Source organism: Seleniivibrio sp. (genome assembly GCF_021209385.1).
Lineage (GTDB): Bacteria > Chrysiogenota > Deferribacteres > Deferribacterales > Geovibrionaceae > Seleniivibrio.
Genome location: NZ_JAJOIL010000011.1, coordinates 1 through 16,373 on the forward strand (window position 1 = coordinate 1; position 16,373 = coordinate 16,373).

The following is a 16,373-nucleotide window of genomic DNA, read 5'->3' on the forward strand; positions in this document are numbered from 1 at the left end:
CTGTAAAAGCGCTTTTTATTTTTAGTTATAACGATGCCGCCGGCTTTAAAAACACCTGTCAGCGCCCTTTTGCCGCCTTGGGATTCTCCTATATATTCGTATCTGTATGGAAATGGTAGAACATATCCTCTACGGTGCGTATGTTCTGTTTTTCCAATGCATCCGCTGCTTTTTTGCCAATGCGCGGCACACTGCGGATATCGACAGTTTTAAATTCTTCGGTGGTGTTGGCGGATTGAGCCAGAAGGGTAATTTCAGCAAGGATATTCTCAAGCTCCCTGCGTTCGTAGGAGTCTTTAAAAACAAAACCCGCAGAGTCAAAACCGCTGCGGGTGGTTATATCTTTCAACGCATCCAGATATTTACGCGGGTTTTTAAAATAATCCGCAGTGTTGTCTTTAATATCTGCAAGCAGTCTTAAAAGCCGTCCTCTGTCGTTTGCCATTTAAAACATGTTCAGAGCGGAAGATTCGTTTCCAGAGAAAACTTTATGCACATCAAGGATTATGACCATTTCGGTTTCCGTTTTCGCAACACCCTTAATGTATTTTGTATCAGCACCTGTTGATGCGCTTGGGGCTTTATCGACGACATCACTGCTGACACGCAGAACATCTTCAACGTTATCAACTATAAAGCCTATTTTGCGACCATTGAGGTTTACAACAACGATACGCGTGGCATTTGTGAAATCAGATGCCATAAGACCGAGTTTTTTTCTCAGATCAACAATAGGAATAACCCTTCCCCGGAGATTTATAATACCCTCAACAAATGAAGGAGCCTTGGGGACGGTTGTTATGTCCACCATGCGGAGAATCTCTTCAATATCCATGATATCTATGCCGTATTTGTCTTCCGCAAGGAGCAAACGGACATATTGTTTATATTCGGACATGGATAACCTCGTTGTATTTTTATGCAATCATATCAGTTTAATCGGCAGATTGCAAATATTATACTAAAGCACCTGTCTTATTGATGATTTTGTTGTTTGCATCAACCTGAACCACAGTGGGCTTATAGTTTTCGAGTTCTTTTTCGTCGTACATTGCAAATGTGGCGATTATAACCATGTCGCCGACGTGTACCTTGCGCGCCGCCGCACCGTTAAGGCATATCTCGCCGCTTCCGCGTCTGCCTTCGATTGCGTATGTCTGAAACCTTTCGCCGTTGGTGATGTTCCAGATATCTACTTTTTCATATTCTCTGATACCCGACGCTTCCATAAGGTCGAGGTCGATGCCTATGCTGCCTTCATAGTGAAGGTCTGCGTCTGTTACGGTTGCTCTGTGAATTTTTGATTTGAACATCTCTCTAAACATGATGCACCTCAAAATATCTGTTATCTATTAATCTTGCTTTACCTACATATACCGCAAGCGCCATAACGAAATCCGTGTCCGCGCTGTCAACAGAGACTAGAGTCTCCGGATGTACCGTTTCAATATAATCTATTCTTGTGTGCGGATGGCTCAGAATAAAATCCGCAACTTTTTCTTTTATGGTTTTTGTGTCTTCAACGCCCTCGCGTAAAAGGTTTTCAACCAGTTTGAAACTGCCGCTGAGAGCCAGTGCTGATGTGCGCTCGTCACCTTTGAGGTAAACGTTTCTGGAACTGAGCGCCAGTCCGTCATTTTCGCGTATGATTGGCATACCGACGACATCGACATCCATGTTCAGGTCTTTGATCATGCGCTTTATTACCTGCAGCTGCTGGTAATCCTTTGAGCCGAAATAGGCTCTGTCTGGATTTACGATATTAAACAGTTTTGTTACAACCGTTGCCACACCTGCGAAATGCACAGGTCTTGTTATACCGCAGAGAACCTCTGTTATGCCGGACAGTTCAACTTTCGTACAAAAACCTTCGCCGTACATCTCTGAAGGTTCCGGATAAAAGATGATATCAGCATTGTTTTTTTCCAGAAGAGCGCAGTCGCTTTCAAAATCTCTTGGGTATGCAGCAAGGTCTTCTGTAGGTCCGAACTGGGTCGGATTAACAAAAATACTGACCACTGTCACATCGTTGTTTTTTACTGATTCACGCACCAGAGACATATGCCCTTCGTGCAGAAAACCCATAGTAGGCACAAGCCCGACAGACCTCCCCGAAGACTTAATTTTCTTTATTTCAGCTTTTATATCAGTTATTTTATTAAATATTCTCATTCATCGCCTCAGAAAGAATGTATATCCTGCGGAAATTCAGAGGATTTCACCTCTTTAATGTATGCTTTTGCAGCTTCAGATATGATTTCGTTGACGTTTGCATACTGCTTGACGAACTTGGGAGTGAAGCCGTCAAAGATGCCGAATACATCATGGAAAACAAGCACCTGTCCGTCGCAGTGAACACCTGCGCCGATGCCTATTGTGGGGATTTTCACTGTTTCAGTTATCACCTTTGCTACGGATGAGACCGTCCCTTCGAGGACGATGGAAAACGCACCGGCTTCTTCCAGAGCAACAGCATCGGCAAGAAGCTTTTCATGTCCTTCCCTTCCCTGTATGCGGTAGCCGCCCATAGTGCTTACAAATTGCGGCATGAGACCGATATGTCCCATAACGTTGATGCCGCATCCGGTAAGTTTTTTAACAAGTCCGGCTCTTTCTGCGCCACCCTCAATTTTGACGGCATCGAAACCGGTTTCTTTGATAACTCGTATGCAGTTTTCCAAAGCCTGCTCGTCTGAAACATGGTATGACCCAAAAGGCATATCGGCGATAAGAAAAGCGTTGGTGGCGGCACGTTTGACCATTTTGCAGTGATAAATTATCTCGTCCACAGTAACGGGAAGTGTGTTTTCATAACCGTTAACGACCATCCCGAGTGAATCCCCCACAAGGAGCATTTCAACCCCTGCTTTGTCAAGAATGGATGCAGATGTGAAATCATAAGCGGTAAGGCATGATATCCTTTCACCGTTAGACTTCATTTTTTTGATAGTGTTGACTGTAATCTTTTTGATATCAGTGTGTTTGCTCATATCTAACCTCTGATTTTCTGATTACAGACGCAAGACATGGCAAAAAATAGAACGTTTTTGATTTGCAGTGTCTCGGTCCGAAGATCCAAGCAAGTGAATAATAGGTAATTAAAGAACTTAAGTCAATATAAAAAAGAGGTTCTTTTCAGAACCCCCTTTGCTATTGGTTTTTTTAGAAAGTGGGAGGAGTGTCCACCCAAAGGGCAACAGCGGGCTTATCCGTTCTGTTGCGTATCTTGTGAGGCATATTTGAGCTGAAATAAATGCTGTGTCCGGCGGGCAGATGATATTCGTCTGCACCGATAACAACACATATTTCGCCCTCTATAACATATCCGAATTCCTCGCCGACGTGCTGGTAATATTCAGAACCTGTCTCACCATAAGGGTCAAGCTCTATAAGCATGGGTTCAAGCTTCCTGTTAACAAGTTTCGAGGCTATGAACGACATGGAGATGCTTTTGTTTTTGAATACCTTGTATTCGCCGGGTTCAAAAACGTTAACAATATTACGTTCATCCTCAAAAAGCTCACTGATGGTTGTTCCGAGCGCAAAACAAATCTTTTTCAGAGAAGCTATAGAGGGAGAGTTCTTTCCGTTTTCAATCTGACTGATGAAACTTTTAGTGAAACCGGTCTTCTGAGAAATATCCTCAAGCGTCATGCCAAGTTTCTTTCTTATCTCTCTTAACTTAATACCGTAAGGCATAATAACACCCCTCAAAAATAATTAGAATTATATCTTAAACAAATACAGGCTGTCAACATCTTTCGTTAATAATTAATATTTTATTTTATGAAATCTACTAATAAATTAAGCATGAAAGTTATATTTTAATTAATACCTCGTCAAATATTACTTTAACAGTTGACTGAAAACGAATTGATGAATATCCTATTTTAAATATTAACGAACAGGTGATATATGGAATCTGTATTGCGCAGGCTGAATACAGCCCCTGTTAAGGGTGAGCGGGTTTTTATAGCAAAAAGCGCCGACATAATCGGTGAGGTTATACTGGAAGATGATTCGAGCATATGGTTCAATGTTGTGCTCAGAGGCGACGTCGAAAAGATAGTTATCGGTAAATATTCAAACGTTCAGGATGGAACAGTTATACATACGACATTGGATAAATTCCCTACAATACTGGGAGATTATGTCACAATAGGACATAACGCCATGCTCCACGGATGTAAAATTAACAACAACGTTCTTGTCGGTATCGGAGCTATAATTCTTGACGATGCTGAAATAGGTGAAAACTCGATCGTTGCCGCCGGCTCTCTGGTTCCCCCCTGCAAAAAGTTTCCGCCCTGCTCTCTCATAATGGGAAGCCCCGCAAAGGTTGTGAAAACCCTTGATCAAAAAGACATAGACGGCATAAGAAACTATGCGGACAGGTATATCAGTTATAAGCAAATGTATCTTGAGAACGGATATAAGTCGATTTAAATATTAGTAACATTTTTTTTAATAGGATAATTGGGCAATAAAAAAAGCGGAGGCAAAAACCTCCGCTTTTTGATTTATAAGATAAATATCTTATTTGCCGTCAAACAGTGACCAGGGACCTCTGTGTTTGGAGTAGTCGATCGCTTTAGATTTATCAGCATCGACATCTTTGCGGATCTTGAACTCCTGTCCGGGGAAGATCAGGTCAGGATCTTTGATCTGCTCTTTGTTAGCCCAGTAGATAAGCGGCCACATAAAGGGGTTAAGGTATTTAGCTTTGGAGATATTCCAAAGGTTGTCACCTTTAACAACTTTATATTTCATGATATCTTCCACTGCGCCTGCAGGTGCTGCTGCTGTAGATTCTTTTTCAGCAGATTTCATAGAGGCAGCTTTGCCTTCCGCAATCTCTTTCTGGATTGTGTCGTTATCAGCAGAAACTGATTTCAGCACAGCCAGAGCTTTTTCGCCTTCGCATTTGTCGATGAGGTTCTGAGCCTCGTCAAGTTTTGCTTTTGCGTCTCTGTAGGTTGCAGAGTATTTTTCTCCGTCCTCAGCATTAGCGGCAAGATTGTTTTTGGCTGCTGAAAGCTCTGCTTTCGCCTGCTCATTAACTTTTGCTCTTTCAGCCGCAACAAGTTTAACTTTTTCAAAGTCGGCAGCAGCTTCGATCAGCTCAGCTTTTGCCTGTTTGTAAAGCTCACTTTATTGCCGTTTTTCTCTGCATCGGCAACTTTTGCCTCGGCAGCATCAAGCTTTTGTTTCGCAGCTAAATATTCAGTTCCGGCACACATTTCGGCGCCGCCCTCCTGAGCAGCTTTCATAGCGGCTCTGGCGTTATCCATCTCCTGAACGGGAGGTTTTGTGCAGCCTGAGACTAACACAGCAGCCGCGAAAACGGCTGTAAACAGTACTTTAGTTGCTCTGCTCATTACATCCTCCGAATTATATTTACACATATAATATCACACATGAAATAGTTTGTCAAAAACACAAACTACTTATTTTGTAATATTTTAGTCATTTTCAGGGACGTTAAACTGCATAAAGAGTTCTTTAAGCTGTTTTTCGTCCACTTTGCTTGGAGCTTCGCTCATCATGTCGGTTGCTCTCTGCGTTTTCGGAAAAGCTATCACGTCTCTGATGGATTCTGAGCCGGTGAGGATAGACGAAAGTCTGTCCACACCGAACGCTATACCGCCATGAGGGGGCGTTCCGTAACGAAGAGCCTCGATGAAGAAGCCGAATTTATATTCCCTCTCCTCTTCTGAGAAGCCGAGGGCGTCGAACATTTTTTCCTGAATGTCGCTTCTGTGTATCCTGATAGATCCTCCACCGATCTCGGAACCGTTAAGAACAAGGTCGTAAGCCTTTGCTCTCATTTTGCCGGGGTCTGTGTCGAAATATTCCACGTCTTCATCCAGCGGAGCTGTGAAGGGGTGGTGAACGGCGACATATCTTTTTTCTTCCGCATCATATTCAAGCAGCGGGAAGTCCAGAACCCATGTGAATGAATACTGTTCCTCTTTTATGAGACCGAGCAGATTTGCGAGCTTGATACGCAGTTTAGACATATAAAGGTTAACGATCTCCTTTTTGCCTGCACCGAAGAAAATGATATCGCCCGGTTTTGCTCCCAGTTCACTCACAATCTTATCGGCAGAATCGCCAAGGAACTTAACTATAGGCGACTGGAGACCGTCTTCGTTCACTTTGATATATGCGAGTCCGCCTGCACCAAGTGAAACGACGAAATCTGTGAGCTCGTCTATGTCTTTTCTGGAGAACTTCTCGCCAGCGCCTTCAGCAACAACAGCCTTAACAACGCCGCCGCTGTTCACTGTGTCGTTAAACACTTTGAATCCGCTGTCTTTAACAAGGTCATTAACAGTAGTCAGGAACATTTCAAAACGGGTGTCGGGTGCATCGTGACCGTATTTCTCCATTGCGTTGTCATATGACATTCTGGGGAAACCTTTTGTCAGCTTAATGCCTTTCAGTTTATCGAAGATAAGGATGTACATATCCTCGATAAGATCCATAAGATCTTCCCTGTCGATGAATGACATCTCCATATCCAGCTGAGTGAATTCAGGCTGACGGTCGGCACGGAGGTCTTCGTCGCGGAAGCATTTAACTATCTGGAAGTACCTTTCGTAGCCGGCAACCATCAGAAGCTGTTTGAACATCTGGGGTGACTGGGGAAGCGCATAGCACTTTCCTGGGTTAACACGGCTGGGAACAAGATAGTCTCTTGCGCCTTCAGGTGTTGATTTTGTAAGGAAAGGAGTTTCGATATCCATGAAGTTTCTGCTGTAAAGGAACTCACGAACGGTGCGTGTCAGCTCGTGGCGAAGTCTCAGGTTGTTCTGAAGCTTCTGTCTGCGCAGATCGAGATATCTGTATTTAAGTCTTACGTCTTCGTTTGCGTTGGTATAATCGTCTATCATGAAAGGAGGAGTATTTGCGTTGTTGAGGATGCGCAGTTCATCTACCATGATCTCAACTTCGCCTGTGGGAAGTTTAGTGTTTACAGTGCCGTCGGGTCTGCCGGAAACAGTACCTTTAACAGCTATTACAAATTCGTTTCTGATGCTGTTGCCCTGCTCGTGGACAACTGCGTTGTATTCTGGGTTCATCACAACCTGAGTGATGCCCTCTCTGTCTCTGAGGTCAACGAAAATAACACCGCCGTGGTCTCTGCGGCGCTGAACCCAGCCCATTATACAGACTTTTTCGCCGATATTTTTTCCGGTAAGTTGTGCGCAGTGGTGGCTTCTTCGCCAGTCTCCCATGTTAGAAAGCACGTTAGTTCCTCCTGAGTTTATCTATAATATATTCCGTAACCTTTTCGGTAGCAATCTCTTCCTGTGTTCCCGACTGCATGTCCTTGACAGCAGCGGTATTTTTGCAGCCTCATCTTCGCCTATCACCACTGTGAAAAGTGAACCGTACCTGTCGGCAAGGCTGAACTGTTTCTTCATCTTGCGGAAATCATAGTCCATATCAACACTGATTCCCTGAGAACGCATTTCGTTCGCTAATTTCAGCGCGGTCTTATCGGAAACGTCCTTAAAGCTGATGATGAACACGTCAAGATCGTTCTCTTTTTCGGTTTCGTTGAGCATACAGAGGCTTACGAGCCTGTCTATACCCACTGCAAAACCAATACCCGCGGTGTCGGGACCGCCGAGGAGCTGAATCAGTCCGTCATAGCGCCCGCCGGCGCCTACAGCACTCTGAGAACCGAGCTTGTCGGTTATCATCTCAAACGCTGTGCGGACATAGTAATCCAGTCCGCGAACCATCATCGGATTCACTTTATACGGCACAGAGAGTGCGTCAAGGTAGCTTTTCACACCATCGAAATGGTCTTTGCACTCATCACAAAGAAAATCAATCGCTTTTGGTGCGTCGGCAGTGATCTTTTTGCATGACTCGTTTTTGCAGTCGAGTATACGCATCGGGTTTTTGTCCAGCCTGCGCAGGCAGTCGCCGCACAGATGGTCTATATTCGCTTTGAAATATTCTATAAGTTTTTCGTTATATGCCGGACGGCAGTTGGGACAGCCTATGGAGTTAATCTCCATGCTGACATAGTCTTTGATACCGAGGTTTTCCGCAAGTTTATAAAGCAGATAGATGACATCGGCATCTATCGAAGGGCCGCCGGAGCCGAAAACTTCTATCCCCGCCTGTGTGAACTGGCGGAACCTGCCCTTTTGCGGGCGCTCCCTGCGGAACATGGGACCGATATAGTAATATTTTGATATACCGGGTGTTGAGAACAGTTTATTTTCAACATACGCACGAACAAGGGATGCGGTACCTTCAGGGCGCAGTGAAACGGATGTACCGTCCCTGTCCTCAAAGGCGAACATCTCTTTCTCAACTATGTCCGTAGTCGAGCCTATGCCTCTGTTAAATACTTCTGTTTTCTCAAGAACCGGAAGATAGAACTCTTCAAAATTGAACGTGCGGAATGTCTGTTTGAATACTTTTTCGACCTTGTTCCAATATCTGGCTTCCAGTCCGTATATGTCTCTGAAACCTTTGACTTTCTGATACACGGGAAATATTCCTCCAAAACCCTGATAATATGCTTAAAACATTATGCAGTCAACAGTAAGCTTTCAGAGTTTGAATTTTATCCTGGCAATAGCGGTGACCGCCAGCGCAGCCTCTTCAATGTCGAGTTTGGAGAGGTTCAGGGTACCGTGATACATCCACTGGTCATTTATATCCTGATTGAAGTGATGTTTAAAATATTTCTCTTTGCGCTTGTCCACTTCCGCAATGCGATCCTTCGCATCTTTTTTGGATATGTTCTCGCGGGCGCTGACCCAGCGGATCCTATCCTCTTCGGAGGCTATCAGTCTGAAATGAAGAGTGTCCGGCACATCGGCAAGGATTCTCACCCCGCCCCTGCCCATAATCACTGCGTTTGTGGTGTCGGCAGCCTTTTCTATTATCTTTTTTATCATGGTCTGGAAAGAATCACTGTCGAAAGCGGTTGTGTCGGGGTTATATTTTTCAAAAAAAGTTTCCGCCTCCTGAATTGCTATTTCTTTGGCGGTTTTTTCGGAATAATCTGTTTTACTCAGCATATCGGCAAACATGCCGAGGTCAAAATATTTAGACATGAAGGCACGCATGGAGGAGAATTCTTCCTCGTCAAACTGTTTAAGTTTTTCCTCATCCGTACTCATAAGAACGGAAGCAATGCGTATCAGTTCCTTATGGAGAAATTTAAATCCGAGTTTTTCTGCGATACGTTCAGCAACGTATTCACCGCCACAGCCGTATTGTCTTGAAATGGTTATGACCGCCATATGCACACCCCCAGTTTGCTTATGCCAAGATCGTCCTTAATATTTTTTACCATATCATTGACGTTTAAGCAACTTACGGGGTGCCTGTAATCAGGGTAAATTTCGGCGAGTGGATATAACACAAAGCTTCTGTTCTGCATCTCTTTGTGGGGGATGGACAGACCTGAAAACTCTAAAACTCTGTTCTCATAGTCTATTATATCTATATCTATCAGACGTGTATACCATCTTCCCGAATTCTCTCTTCCGAGGACTTTCTCAAGATTTTTGACTGCTGTCAGGAGATTTTCAGGCGAAAAATCTGTGCGCACAAGCACACATAAATTGAAATATCCGTCCTGCCCGTCGCGAAGAAGCGATGCGGTTTTGTATACGGAAGATACGCGTACAACCTCGCAAAAACGGGATATTTCTTTTATTGCAAAGGCGAGATTACGGGCTTTCTGCCCCAGATTACTTCCCAGCCCCAATACTGCCAAGTTCTTTTTGGGCATCTTCCATCCTCGCTCTGATAATATCCAGCATCTCTCTGTCTTTAACCCCTTCGGGGCTTACAGGATCGAGGAAACGTATCCGCACCTTTCTGAAAGGGTTGATGATGAACGCTCCCTTTTTCATGACTTTGTAAGAACCGTCTATTACAAAAGGGATTATCTGCTGACCTGTACGAACTGCGAGTGTGAACGCACCACGTTTGAATGGAAGCATAACGCCGTCTTCAGACCTTGTGCCTTCGGGAAAAAGCAAAACTGAATAGCCTTCCTGAATCTTCTTTGCGGCATCAAAAAGGCTTTTGAGCGACTCGCGGCTTTCGCCCCTGTCAATCGGGATAAGCCCCATGTGTTTAATGGCATATCCGAAAAACGGGATTGAGAAAAGCTCCCTTTTCGCCATGAAAAGAAAGTCTTTATCTATTATGGAGATCATAGAAAATATATCAACATAGCTCTGGTGGTTACCCATGAAAACGTAGTTCTTATCCGGCTCTATCTTTTCAAGCCCCTCAACCTCATAGCGCACAAGGAAAAGCTTTGAGCTTATTTTTGACCAGAGTCTTGCAAGCATAAAGAACGGATTTTTACCTATAATTACAAACGGCATGCCGCATACAGTAAGAAAAGCTGTCATTAAACCGAATATTATCCATACAAAAAGGCTGTAGATTATCTTCATTTTACCTTACCAGCGATATCGCCCAGAACACCGGAGAATGTCGGGTGATTAAAGACGAAATCTTCAAGTTTATTAAGAGATATTTTGGATTGGATCATCATAGAAAATGTTGTGACGAGTTCCGCTGCGCCGCTTCCGATGGCGTGACAGCCTAATATTTTTTTGGTGGTTTCGTCATATATGACCTTGATAAAACCTTTGAAAGTACCTGACATAATTGCATTTTCAAAGTTTTTGAATGTATGTTTTATCACTTTGCAGTCAATACCGAGTTCTTTTGCCTTGTCCTCGCTCAGTCCCACCGCCGCAATTTCCGGATCAAGATGAAGTATTCTTGGGCAGTAATCGGCTGAAATAACTTTGCTTCTTTCAAGTATATCGTTTGCAACCATGTCCGCAGACATGAACGCCCAGTTCACGAACATATTTATTCCGGTACAGTCGCCGACGACATAAACGTTCTTGTTGGTTGTGCGCAAACTCTTTGTCAGCTTAGGGAAGCCCCTTTCACAAAGCTTTATTCCTGCATTGTCAACTTCCAGTCTGCCCATGTTAGGTTTTCTGCCGATGGAAAGAAATACTTCTTCCGATTCAAGTTTGGTATCGTTGCTCAGAAAAACGATGGTTTTGTTGCCCACCTTTTCAATCCGCTCAACAGAAACACCCTTGACTATCTCGACACCGTTCTTTTTAATCTGATCTTCATAGTCCTTAACAACCTGCCTGTCGATAGTTGCAAGCACCTTATCAGTCTTTTCTATGATAGTTACAGTTGAACCGATTCTTCTGAAAAAAGTTGCAAATTCCGTTCCGATAAAGCCGCCGCCGACAACAATAACACTCTTGGGTGCTGTGGTCAGTTCAAAGATATTTGTTGAATCAATGAGTTTCTTAGTTGAAGGAACATTGGTAGCCATGTTGTTTGAGCCGGTTGCTATCACTGCTTTTGTAAAGCCGAGCAGGAACGACTGCTTCTCTTCGGTCACGCGCAGTGTGTTTTCATCCTCAAAAACAGCAGTTCCGCGCATAAGCTGAACGCCGGATTGCTCCAACTCGTCCTGAAAATCCTTAACAAGTTTTGCGGTTATGCCGTCGATGTACTTTTTGGCTTTTTTGAAATCGAATGAAGCCGATTTATCATACTCGATATTGATGAAATTTGAAGATTTATTGATACTTCGTTCATACAGATAGCTTATGTGAAGCAGTAGATTGGAAACAACACTGCCTGTAAAGCAGTAGCTTCCTCCGACATTCCTGTCTATCAGCAGAACCTGTTTTCCGTTGTCAGCCAGTTTTTTGGCACATTCGATGCCGGCAGGACCGGCACCGATGACAACTATATCAAAGTGCTGTTTAACCATATTGGTATCAGTACCTGTAATGCTCCGGTTTATAGGGACCTTCGACAGGTACACCGATGTAATCCGCCTGTTCCTTTGAAAGTGTTGTGAGCTTAGCACCTATTTTTGAAAGGTGAAGTCTGGCAACTTCTTCATCCAGCTTTTTGCTCAGCCTGTAGACTTTAGCTTCATATTTTTCTTTGTTTACCCAAAGGTCAATCTGGGCAAGGGTCTGGTTTGTGAAAGAGTTGCTCATGACAAACGAAGGGTGCCCTGTGGCACAACCAAGGTTCACCAGTCTGCCCTCTGCCAGAAGATATATTGAATTGCCCGCGGGGAAAGTGTACTTGTCCACCTGAGGTTTGATGTTCAGTTTTTTGATGCCTTTGAAAGCCTCAAGTTTCGCAACTTCTATTTCGTTATCAAAGTGACCGATGTTGCAAACAATAGCCTGATCTTTCATCTTTTCCATGTGTTCGATGCGGATAATGTCTTTGTTACCTGTTGTGGTGACGTATATGTCGCCGACGCCGAGCGTGTCCTCGACGGTTTTAACGCTGTATCCAGCCATACATGCCTGAAGAGCACATATCGGGTCAACTTCGGTAACGGTAACTATTGCGCCCATGGCTCTGAGAGATTCCGCACAGCCTTTACCAACGTCGCCGTATCCGCATACAACAGCTACTTTACCGGCGATCATAACATCTGTGGCTCTTTTGATACCGTCGACAAGAGATTCGCGGCATCCGTAAAGGTTATCGAATTTTGACTTTGTAACAGAATCATTTACGTTGATTGCCGGAACAAGCAGTTCACCTTTTTCCATCATCTGATAAAGTCTGTGAACGCCTGTTGTGGTCTCTTCGGATACACCTTTCCACTCTTTAACAGTGTCGTGCCATCTGGTAGGATTTTCTTTCAGAATTATTTTAAGACGTTTATAGAGTTCTGCCTCATCTTCTCCGTGGGGAGTTCTGTCAAGGATAGAGGGATCTTTTTCCGCCAGATAACCGACGTGTATCATCATAGTAGCGTCGCCGCCGTCGTCAACGATAAGCTGAGGTCCTTTGCCGCCTTCAAAACGGAGCGCCATATCGGTACACCACCAGTATTCTTCAAGGTTTTCGCCCTTCCATGCATAAACGGGAGTACCTGTCTGCGCTATGGCAGCCGCCGCATGATCCTGTGTGGAGAAAATGTTACAGCTAGCCCATCTGACTTCCGCACCCAGCGCTGTCAGTGTTTCTATAAGAACAGCCGTCTGGATCGTCATGTGAAGAGAACCTGATATGCGTACTCCTGCCAGAGGTTTAAGAGCTGCATATTTCTCTCTTGTAGCCATAAGACCGGGCATTTCGTGCTCAGCAATATCAATCTCTTTGCGTCCGAAATCCGCAAGTGATATATCGGCTACTTTGTATTTAAGCGTGTTGTCCATCATTATCTCCTTTAAACATAGAAAGCCCGCAAAAGTTGAACCTCTGCGGGCTTGAATAATTCGATTATCAGCGTATTGCTGCGAGAAGCGCGTCTACTTTGTCGGTGTTTTCCCATGAAAATTCGCTGCGTCCGAAGTGACCGTAAGCGGCTGTTTTTCTGTATATGGGTTTACGAAGGTCAAGAGCTGTCATAATACCTTTGGGCGTGAGGTCAAAAACCTCCATAACAGCCTTTTCAATGAGTTTTTCATCAACTTCGGCAGTACCGAACGTATTGACCATTATGCTTACGGGTTCTGCAACACCGATAGCGTATGCAACCTGTATTTCGCATCTTTTTGCCAGACCTGCGGCTACGATGTTCTTAGCAACCCACCTTGCGGCGTATGCTGCGGAACGGTCAACTTTTGACGGGTCTTTTCCACTGAAAGCGCCCCCGCCGTGACGACCCATACCGCCGTATGTATCAACAATTATCTTGCGCCCAGTGAGACCGCAATCCCCCATGGGACCGCCTATTACAAAGCGTCCTGTGGGGTTTATGTGATATTTACATTTATCGTCGAGCATATCGCTGGGGATAACAGGTTTAATGACTTTTTCGATGATGTCGTGTTTCAGGACATCCATTTTTATATCTTCAGAGTGTTGTGAGCTGACAACTACCGTATCAACGCGGATAGGAGTGTAGCCGTCATATTCTATAGTAACCTGAGATTTGCTGTCGGGACGAAGGTAGCTGAGTTCGCCGCTTTTGCGGACTTCGGAGAGTTTTTTTGTTATTTTATGAGCGAGCATAATGGGCATGGGCATCAGTTCCGGAGTTTCGTCACATGCATAGCCGAACATAAGTCCCTGATCGCCTGCACCGCCGGTGTCAACACCCATAGCGATGTCGGGAGACTGCTTGTTCAATGTGATTATAATGCCGCAAGTATCGGCATCAAAACCGAATTTGGCTCTCGTATATCCTATCTGTCTGATAGTTTCTCTGACAGTAGCCTGAATATCCACATATGTGCTGGTGGTAACTTCGCCGGATACCACAGCAAGTCCTGTCGTAACGAGAGTTTCACATGCAACGCGACTGTAAGGGTCGTCTTTGAGCATCGCGTCAAGGATAGCGTCCGATATTTGGTCAGCTATCTTATCCGGGTGTCCCTCACTGACAGACTCTGATGTGAATAAATATTTCTTGTTGTCCATCAACTATCTCCTATAAACCATTATCATTTTTGTATTTTATAATTATCTGCGTCATTCTGTCTTTGCCTTTCAGTTTCAGCATTTTAAGTTCTTTCATTTTCGCTTCGACTTCCGGAGGAAAGAACTTAAGGCTGTAAAGAGCCTCAAGATCCTGTTCAAAGCGGATGTGGTTTTCAAAAAGTTTCCTGAATTCCTCATCGACCTGACAAATCGTTTCCACCAGTGCATTGTCTTTAAGCATGCTCGTCACCCCTGTAATCTGTACGGAGGCATGACATTCTCAGTGCGTGCCTGCCATCTCCGTAATAATCTTTAATCTGTCCATTGGGCTTAAATCCCATTTTTTCATACATTGCAACGGCGGAAAGATTAATCTTTTCCACCTCAAGATGTATGATTTCAATTTCTTCGTGTTTTTCAACACAATGCGTAATAAGACGGCTCGCTATGCCTTTTCTGCGGAATTTATCCGCAACGGCTATGACAGCAAGTTCCGCCTCATCCAAAATATACCAGAAAACTATATATCCTGCCACTTCGCCGTCACATTCGTATACCATAAAGTCGCTTTTAACTTTAAAAAGTTCGTTTTCAAACGACTTACGGCTCCACGGGCGCGGAAAGCAGCTGTTTTCTATCGCAAGTATGGCGTCGAGATCTTCATGCACTGCATTTCTTATCAAAATTGATCTCCGCCTCGCTTGGACGCATATACATCGGTGCATAATCGGTAACAAACGAGTCGAATCTTTCTGAAAGCAGAGCTTCGGAAAGGTTGACAGCCTGCCCGCCTACGCTGTTGACAACAAAAAGACCGTCAGTGTCTTCAAACTTGCCGGTCATATATTCTGAAAAAACGTTATTTTCAAAGTCGTAATGTCTGTAACCGTGAAGCTTACCGCGAAGCCTGACGGCTGTCGTAATCTTTTTCTCACCGCTGACAATCGCCGCGGCATCAAGGGAACTTATCCCGTGAAGCTGTTTTCCGCAAGCCATGCAAAAACCGAGAAGTGTAGCGACACCTATCCGTATCCCTGTGAAGGAACCGGGTCCTTTAACGACATAATATTTGTCGATATCCTGCGGCGTCAGACCTGAACCGTATAAAAGATTATCCAGCGCCCAGAGCATCTTTTCACTCAAAGAATTTTCAAGGGACAGAAAGACAGACGAAAAAGGTACTCTGTTTTCGTCGCATATCGTGACATAAAGTCCCTTTCCCGATGTATCCGCAAGCATGTACTTCATTTAAGTTATCTTATCAGATATGTGGTATAAGTCAATAATCCAAACACAGCAAATATTTCAGAATCACATAAACGGATTCAGTTCTCTTTCATGCCCGATTGTCGATTTGGCGCCGTGTCCGGGATAAATAACCGTATGTCCGTCAAGGGTGAAAAGCCTTTCATTTATACTGTCCACAAGGGATTGTGTACTGCTGTACGGAAAATCCGTGCGTCCCACAGATTCCAGAAAAAGGGTATCTCCGGTGATCACACTTTTTATCCCGTCGATGTAAAAACAACAGCCTCCCGGTGTGTGTCCCGGAGTATGGATTACATCCATAACTATGCCGCTGATATCAAGTTTTTGTCCGTGCTCAAGATAGTTTGTGACAACCGGTATTTCCATGTCCCCGAAACCGTACATCTGCATAACTTTTTTTCCCTGCGTCAGAAGGAATTCATCATCTTTATGCATGTAAAAAGGCAGATCATATTTCTTCATAAGCGGATGTATGGCGCCTATATGGTCAAAATGACCGTGGGTATTCACCAGCGCAACAGGCTTAAGTTTGTTAGCCGCAAGATATGCCTCGATATCCTCTTCGTTGCCTCCGGCATCGAATATAACTGCGCTGCCGTTATTGCTTACTATATATGTATTAACCCCTAAAGGACCTGTTATCACTATCTCAATGTTCATTT

The 16,373-nt window shown here is 44.2% G+C and carries 21 protein-coding genes; 1 reads left to right on the plus strand and 20 read right to left on the minus strand.

Annotated features, from left to right (window positions below; genetic code table 11):
• Positions 1-88: 88 nt before the first annotated feature.
• From LRY47_RS03375 to LRY47_RS03400, 6 genes are all read right to left on the minus strand, one after another.
• Positions 89-445 carry a hypothetical protein gene (locus LRY47_RS03375; RefSeq protein WP_295222593.1) on the minus strand — a complete coding sequence of 119 codons (357 nt, stop codon included), beginning with the start codon at positions 443-445 and terminating at the stop codon, positions 89-91.
• Positions 446-898, minus strand: coding sequence for a chemotaxis protein CheW (locus tag LRY47_RS03380; RefSeq protein ID WP_295222595.1), 453 nt, complete (start codon positions 896-898; stop codon positions 446-448). It lies immediately after the preceding gene.
• Positions 899-956: 58 nt separating this feature from the next.
• On the minus strand, positions 957-1,325 hold the full coding sequence (gene panD / locus LRY47_RS03385) for an aspartate 1-decarboxylase (RefSeq protein ID WP_295222597.1): 369 nt from the start codon (positions 1,323-1,325) through the stop codon (positions 957-959).
• The gene (panC, locus tag LRY47_RS03390; RefSeq protein ID WP_295222599.1) at positions 1,318-2,172 is read right to left on the minus strand and encodes a pantoate--beta-alanine ligase; all 855 of its coding nucleotides are present in this window, start codon (positions 2,170-2,172) and stop codon (positions 1,318-1,320) included. The genes panD and panC overlap by 8 nt, the downstream gene beginning before the upstream one ends.
• A gap of 8 nt (positions 2,173-2,180) precedes the next feature.
• On the minus strand, positions 2,181-2,990 hold the full coding sequence (gene panB, locus LRY47_RS03395) for a 3-methyl-2-oxobutanoate hydroxymethyltransferase (RefSeq protein WP_295222601.1): 810 nt from the start codon (positions 2,988-2,990) through the stop codon (positions 2,181-2,183).
• Positions 2,991-3,162: 172 nt separating this feature from the next.
• Positions 3,163-3,699 (minus strand): XRE family transcriptional regulator, encoded by a 537-nt coding sequence (locus LRY47_RS03400; protein ID WP_295222603.1) that lies wholly within the window; start codon positions 3,697-3,699, stop codon positions 3,163-3,165.
• Positions 3,700-3,915: 216 nt separating this feature from the next.
• Here LRY47_RS03400 and LRY47_RS03405 point away from each other — a divergent pair, with 216 nt between their 5' ends.
• Entirely contained in the window at positions 3,916-4,446 is a 531-nt protein-coding gene (locus LRY47_RS03405) for a gamma carbonic anhydrase family protein (RefSeq protein WP_295222605.1), read from the plus strand.
• Positions 4,447-4,536: 90 nt separating this feature from the next.
• On the opposite strand, the gene LRY47_RS03410 is transcribed toward LRY47_RS03405, so the two are convergent.
• The 14 genes from LRY47_RS03410 to LRY47_RS03475 all read right to left on the minus strand — a co-directional run bounded on the left by LRY47_RS03410 (position 4,537) and on the right by LRY47_RS03475 (position 16,371).
• On the minus strand, positions 4,537-4,899 hold the full coding sequence (locus LRY47_RS03410; RefSeq protein WP_295222607.1) for a LysM peptidoglycan-binding domain-containing protein: 363 nt from the start codon (positions 4,897-4,899) through the stop codon (positions 4,537-4,539).
• 218 nt (positions 4,900-5,117) lie between these two features.
• A complete protein-coding gene (locus LRY47_RS03415; protein WP_295222610.1) occupies positions 5,118-5,378 on the minus strand; it encodes a DUF4398 domain-containing protein in 261 nt (86 codons plus the stop codon).
• Between the two features lie 84 nt (positions 5,379-5,462).
• Positions 5,463-7,253, minus strand: coding sequence for an aspartate--tRNA ligase (gene aspS, locus LRY47_RS03420; RefSeq protein WP_295222612.1), 1,791 nt, complete (start codon positions 7,251-7,253; stop codon positions 5,463-5,465).
• 21 nt (positions 7,254-7,274) lie between these two features.
• The gene (gene hisS, locus LRY47_RS03425; RefSeq protein WP_295222614.1) at positions 7,275-8,516 is read right to left on the minus strand and encodes a histidine--tRNA ligase; all 1,242 of its coding nucleotides are present in this window, start codon (positions 8,514-8,516) and stop codon (positions 7,275-7,277) included.
• A 63-nt stretch (positions 8,517-8,579) separates the two neighbouring features.
• On the minus strand, positions 8,580-9,278 hold the full coding sequence (locus tag LRY47_RS03430; RefSeq protein ID WP_295222616.1) for a cytidylate kinase-like family protein: 699 nt from the start codon (positions 9,276-9,278) through the stop codon (positions 8,580-8,582).
• Entirely contained in the window at positions 9,266-9,772 is a 507-nt protein-coding gene (gene folK, locus LRY47_RS03435) for a 2-amino-4-hydroxy-6-hydroxymethyldihydropteridine diphosphokinase (protein WP_295222618.1), read from the minus strand. Before folK ends, LRY47_RS03430 begins: the two co-directional genes overlap by 13 nt.
• Positions 9,732-10,451: a lysophospholipid acyltransferase family protein gene (locus LRY47_RS03440; protein ID WP_295222620.1), complete on the minus strand. Its 720-nt coding sequence runs from the start codon at positions 10,449-10,451 to the stop codon at positions 9,732-9,734. Before LRY47_RS03440 ends, folK begins: the two co-directional genes overlap by 41 nt.
• Positions 10,448-11,815: an NAD(P)/FAD-dependent oxidoreductase gene (locus LRY47_RS03445; RefSeq protein WP_295222622.1), complete on the minus strand. Its 1,368-nt coding sequence runs from the start codon at positions 11,813-11,815 to the stop codon at positions 10,448-10,450. The genes LRY47_RS03440 and LRY47_RS03445 overlap by 4 nt, the downstream gene beginning before the upstream one ends.
• Positions 11,816-11,822: 7 nt before the next feature.
• On the minus strand, positions 11,823-13,238 hold the full coding sequence (gene ahcY, locus LRY47_RS03450) for an adenosylhomocysteinase (protein ID WP_366043173.1): 1,416 nt from the start codon (positions 13,236-13,238) through the stop codon (positions 11,823-11,825).
• Positions 13,239-13,302: 64 nt separating this feature from the next.
• Entirely contained in the window at positions 13,303-14,442 is a 1,140-nt protein-coding gene (gene metK / locus LRY47_RS03455) for a methionine adenosyltransferase (RefSeq protein WP_295222626.1), read from the minus strand.
• Between the two features lie 10 nt (positions 14,443-14,452).
• Positions 14,453-14,683 (minus strand): DUF465 domain-containing protein, encoded by a 231-nt coding sequence (locus tag LRY47_RS03460; RefSeq protein ID WP_295222629.1) that lies wholly within the window; start codon positions 14,681-14,683, stop codon positions 14,453-14,455.
• Positions 14,676-15,125 (minus strand): ribosomal protein S18-alanine N-acetyltransferase, encoded by a 450-nt coding sequence (gene rimI / locus LRY47_RS03465; RefSeq protein WP_295222631.1) that lies wholly within the window; start codon positions 15,123-15,125, stop codon positions 14,676-14,678. The genes LRY47_RS03460 and rimI overlap by 8 nt, the downstream gene beginning before the upstream one ends.
• Positions 15,103-15,690 carry a tRNA (adenosine(37)-N6)-threonylcarbamoyltransferase complex dimerization subunit type 1 TsaB gene (gene tsaB, locus LRY47_RS03470; RefSeq protein ID WP_295222633.1) on the minus strand — a complete coding sequence of 196 codons (588 nt, stop codon included), beginning with the start codon at positions 15,688-15,690 and terminating at the stop codon, positions 15,103-15,105. The genes rimI and tsaB overlap by 23 nt, the downstream gene beginning before the upstream one ends.
• 63 nt (positions 15,691-15,753) lie before the next feature.
• Positions 15,754-16,371, minus strand: coding sequence for an MBL fold metallo-hydrolase (locus LRY47_RS03475; protein ID WP_295222635.1), 618 nt, complete (start codon positions 16,369-16,371; stop codon positions 15,754-15,756).
• Positions 16,372-16,373: the final 2 nt, after the last annotated feature.